We start from the raw sequence: 5,012 nt of genomic DNA, 5'->3' as shown, positions 1-5,012 counted from the left end.
TTCCTGACAAGCCGTGAGAAAATGGTCTACCCGGCGGACTCTAGACAAGATTTCGAGGTGATTTTTAGGGAAAGGGGTGATGCCCCAACGCGCGAGTTGAGTGAGAATCCACAGTCCTTCGACGCGGCGAGGACAGTTGGCGTTTTCGACGTGAAATTGGTGGTAACGGGGGAGAATTTCGGGCACGGTGCCACCACCTCTGTCAAATGGCCCGATTAGTCCGGGACGAATGGCTTGAGGGGAGACATTGAGGTGTTTGGCGAGCAGGGTGAGGATTTCTGGACGATGGCGGGGTTCATCGCAATACTCACAGGCTTCGAGGATGGCGCGGACGATCGCGCTGTGAGTATTAGGATGCTGTTGTACCCAGCTTTCGCTGAATCCCAGCACTTTCTCTGGGTTCCCAGCCCAGATATCCAGATCTGTGGCAATAACAAAACCGATCCCTTCTTGAATGGCGACGGTATTCCAAGGTTCGCCGACGCAGAAACCGTCTATATCACCAGATCTCAATTGACTGACCATTTCTTGCGGCGGGATAACCACCAAGTCTAGATCGATATCTGGGTCGATGCCAGCGGAGGCGAGCCAATACCGCAGCATCAGGTTGTGCATCGAGCATTCATGGACGATGCCAAGGGTCAGTTTCCGCTCGATAATTGTGGTTTTAATTGCTGCCTTCAGGTTTTGGAGCGTGCGGATGCCCTTACTGTAGAGCTGGGTACTCAGAGTGATAGCGTTGCCGTTCCGCGAGAGGACGAGAGGGACGGAAATTGGGGTTGATGGTCGATCGTTCGTGCCCAGAGTCAGGGCTAGGGGCATCCCTGCGACCATCTGAGCCGCGTGAAGTTCGCCGCTGACAATATGGTCGGCGATCGCGTCCCAGTTCGCTTCCTGGAGGAGGTTGATTTGCTCGATGCCGTACTTAGCAAAGAAGCCTTTTTCTTTGGCGATAATCAACGGCGCAACGTCGGTGAGTGGGATGTAGCCGATATTAACGGTGGTTTGTTCGATTTTTTTGGTTTGGGGGGCGAGGATCGTTGTCGATTTATTTGCTTGACGTTGTTTGACGCGTTTTTGCTGGTTGAGGAAGTCGATGATTTCACTCCGCATCGGGTAGTAGTCGGGATGCTTGACTACTTCCATCCGCTGGCGGGGACGAGGCAAATCGACGGTGAGGATTTGACCGATTTGGGATTCGGGGCCGTTTGTGAGCATCACCACCCGGTCGGATAATAATAAGGCTTCATCGACATCGTGTGTCACCATGACGGCAGTAACGCCACTCTCTTCGCAGATGTGCATCAATTGCTCCTGTAAGCCGCCACGGGTGAGCGCGTCTAGGGCACCAAAAGGTTCGTCGAGTAGGAGTAATTTGGGGCGAATAGCTAGGGCACGCGCGATCGCAACGCGCTGTTTCATCCCCCCCGATAGTTCGCCGGGGCGCTTTTTGGCTGCATGAGTCAAGCCGACTAATTCGATATGATGCTCGATAATACTGCGGCGTTCGCCTTGGGGTCGTCTACTGTAGACTTCATCGACAGCTAGGGCAATATTTTCGCGGACAGACAGCCACGGTAATAGGGAATAATTCTGAAATACTACCATTCGATCGGGGCCGGGTTCAGTAATTTCGCGTCCTTCCAAGATTACCCCGCCCGCCGTCGCTCGATCGAGTCCAGCGAGCATATTTAATAGGGTCGATTTGCCACAACCGGAGTGCCCGACTAGCGAAATAAATTCACCTTCATGAATCTCTAACTCGATATTTTTCAGGGCGACATATTTCCCGCCATTAGCTAGCGGAAATACTTTATCTACGTGGTCGATTTGGACAAACATAGTTTAGTGGATAGTGGATAGTGAATAGCTTCTATTTAGGAACAATCTGTAGGGGCGGGTTTGCGGCGCGCGCACGCCTTTGTTTCCGGACGGTTTGCGACTGAAATCGCGCTGTAGGCGAAGACGTGTCGCTAGACGGTTTCCTCGTGCTAAGCGTTTGGGTCAAGACAGCGCGACAAGACAATGGCACAAGTGTCGATTCTGCCAGTAACTTCATTCAAACCCGCCCAATCCCACTAGCATCGATCGCATGTCTTACCTGGGATCTTCAGCGACAATTTTTGTGGCGATAAATGCGATCGATCGATCCAGCAAAAAACCGACAACTCCCACATAGACTAGTGCCAAGATAATCCGATCGAGATAGGCATTATTATATGATTCCCAGATAAAGAACCCAATTCCCACGTCGCTTCTGAGCATTTCTGCCGCCACGATCGCCAGCCAAGAAAGACCGATGCCAATCCGCAAACCCGTGAAAATATATGGTAGTGATGCTGGTAATAAAATCTTGAAGAAATAAGCCTTATTAGATAATTTTAATACCCGTTTAACGTTAATATAATCTTGAGGAATTTGCTGCACTCCCACAGTAGTATTGATCAGAATCGGCCAGACAGCAGTAATGAAAATTACAAAAATTGCCGCTAATCCATTGTCTTTAAGTGCTGCTAATGCGATCGGCAACCATGCCAAAGGTGGAATCGTTCTCAATACCTGGAACATCGGATCGAGCGATCGATACACTAACTTATTAGAACCAATTAGAATCCCAAATCCTACCCCCACAATTGCTGAAATACTAAATCCGATCGCAACGCGCTGAAGGCTGGCAAATACCTGTAATGCTAAACCTTTGGAGTTACCACCATTATCAAAAAATGGATTGATAATAAATGGGTCCCAAGCACCCTGCACGACCTGAATCGGCCCTGGCAAGCCTTGAGAACCTATCGGACACAATATTTGCCAGATTGCCAAAAATACTAGCAAAGCAACTACTGGTGGCAAAATTCCGCGCGCCTGCTTCACAATCCACGAGTTACTATTGCGACTCTGGCGATTCTTGGTGACTTTCTGACTACTACTGACTGCCATGATTCTCCTAGTTATAAAAAAGACTAATATTTCGATGCTAAAATTGGACTAGTATTTTTATGGTCAAAGCCTATATTTGCCCAGACAGCTCTACATGAGTAGAGCTGCGCTAGTTAATCTAAGCTTTCTTAATCTTGAGCGACTTGAGATAATCTTCAGGCTTTTCTGGATCGAACTTCACCCCATCAAAGAAGGTTTCCACCCCACGAGAAGTACTCGTTGGAATTTGGGCAGCATCGACCTTTAGCGCCGTCGCTGCTGCTTTCCACAAGTCCTCACGATTGACCTTTTTAATCAACTCTTTGGCTTTGACAAAATCAGTAGGAATCATCCCCCAGCGCATGTTTTCAGTCAAGAACCACATGTCATGACTCTGGTAAGGATAGGAAGCATTGTCTGCCCAGAACTTCATCGAGTTGGCATAATTATCTACAACTCTGCCGTCGCCGTAATCGATTTTGCCTTGAATCCTACCCAGGATATCGGCAACAGGAATATCGAACCACTTAGGACTGGAAACGATTTTAGCCATCTCCTCCTTGTTCTCTGCCTTATCGCACCATTGCTGCGCTTCTTGAACTGCCATCAGCAGTGCTTTAGTTGCTTTAGGATTTTTGTCTACCCAATCAGCACGCATCGCAAAGGCTTTTTCGGGGTGATCTTTCCACAGTTCGCCAGTTACTAGGGCAGTATAACCAAGCTTTTGGTTGACTAACCTAGCATTCCACGGTTCGCCCACGCAAAAGGCTTCCATACTAGCTGTTTTCATATTCGATACCATCTGTGGCGGTGGTACGGGTACGAGGGAGACATCTTTAGCAGGATCGACACCATTAGCAGATAACCAATACCGCATCCACAGATCGTGAGTACCGCCAGGGAAAGTAATCGCGGCTTTGAGGTCGGATTTACCATCGGCTTTGGTTTTGGCTTGGGCTAGTGCCTCTTTGAATCCGGCACCTTTAAGCTGGATTTTGGCATCTTTATAGGTATTGGCAACCGAAATTGCCTGACCATTGGTGTTCAACCGTGCCAGGATGTACATCGGCACTGGCTGTTTAGTTTTAGTCATGCCCATCGTCATGAAGTAGGGCATCGGCGACAACATATGCGCTCCGTCGATACCGCCACCAGCCGAGCCAGTCTCCAAATTATCGCGGGTAACTGGCCAAGAAGTTTGTTTGAGGATTTCGACATCTTTCATGCCGTATTTAGCAAATAAACCTTTCTCTTTAGCAATGATTAATGGTGCTGAATCGGTGAGTGGAATGAAGCCTATTCTGGCGGTAGTGACTTCAGGAGCCTCTCCAGCAGCTACAGTTGTTGCTGGCGTGGTGCTACTGGTTGTCGTAGTCGTAGTTGTAGAACCTTTCTCGCCTTCAGCTTTTTTACTACAAGCGTTTGTCAAGACACTAGCTGCGGCGGTAATCCCGGACGCAAGCATGAACTTTCTTCTGGAAAACTGACTCATATATCTACAGACCGCTCCTCATATTGAAAACGCTAAAATTGCGTTGTCTGAATTTGCCTTTAATCATATACTATTGTCGTTTTTGAGTGTTGATAAAACCGTAACTTCTGATACCAATTCCCAATAAATACTTGGTAAATCTATTTTTTAAAAATCGTAAAATACTGAACCTTAAAACAGTATCGTTCCTCACTACATATATTAAATTTTGTATATAAACAACTATCATTCCCATAAGGAAAGCTAATGCTAAATCTAGAAAAAATGCCGACCGATATAATTGACACGATCTCGATCTCTCTGCAACGACTGTCTATCCATTTTGCTTGGATAATCGGCTAAACAAAATTAGTTTGCGCATAGTCAAGTTGCGCTCGACTGCAACCGCCAAAGCTCTGAAAATATAACGATCTGACAAATAATAAAAACATCCATTGAAAACCCGGCAACGCTATCCTGGTTGCCGGGTTCATAAGTTATAACGCTATTCCTATCTAATAATTTCCAGTTATCACAAACTTAGTCTGATGCTGTGAAGTTTTACCGCTAAACTACCTTTGCAAGTAAATAAGCAAAGGACGAGATTTGAACTCACGTCTCA

At 47.2% G+C, this 5,012-nt stretch carries 3 protein-coding genes; all 3 read right to left on the bottom strand.

What is annotated here, in order from left to right:
• A partial coding sequence (locus RMO35_RS20360; RefSeq protein WP_309743672.1) for a nitrate ABC transporter ATP-binding protein occupies nt 1-1,842 on the bottom strand: 1,842 nt, incomplete at its 3' end.
• A gap of 255 nt (nt 1,843-2,097) precedes the next feature.
• Nucleotides 2,098-2,940, bottom strand: coding sequence for a nitrate ABC transporter permease (gene ntrB / locus RMO35_RS20355; protein WP_309743670.1), 843 nt, complete (start codon nt 2,938-2,940; stop codon nt 2,098-2,100).
• A 118-nt stretch (nt 2,941-3,058) separates the two neighbouring features.
• Entirely contained in the window at nt 3,059-4,411 is a 1,353-nt protein-coding gene (locus RMO35_RS20350; protein WP_309743668.1) for a CmpA/NrtA family ABC transporter substrate-binding protein, read from the bottom strand.
• Nucleotides 4,412-5,012: the final 601 nt, after the last annotated feature.

Source organism: Chamaesiphon sp. OTE_20_metabat_361 (assembly GCF_031364565.1).
Note: the sequence above shows the minus strand (reverse complement) of the source record. Positions and strands in the feature narration are given on the sequence as shown.

Excerpts from the sequence above, each read along its gene's own strand:
- ntrB (WP_309743670.1), bottom strand. The coding sequence starts at position 2,940 with ATGGCAGTCAGTAGTAGTCAGAAAGTCACCAAGAATCGCCAGAGTCGC.
- RMO35_RS20350 (WP_309743668.1), bottom strand. The coding sequence starts at position 4,411 with ATGAGTCAGTTTTCCAGAAGAAAGTTCATGCTTGCGTCCGGGATTACC.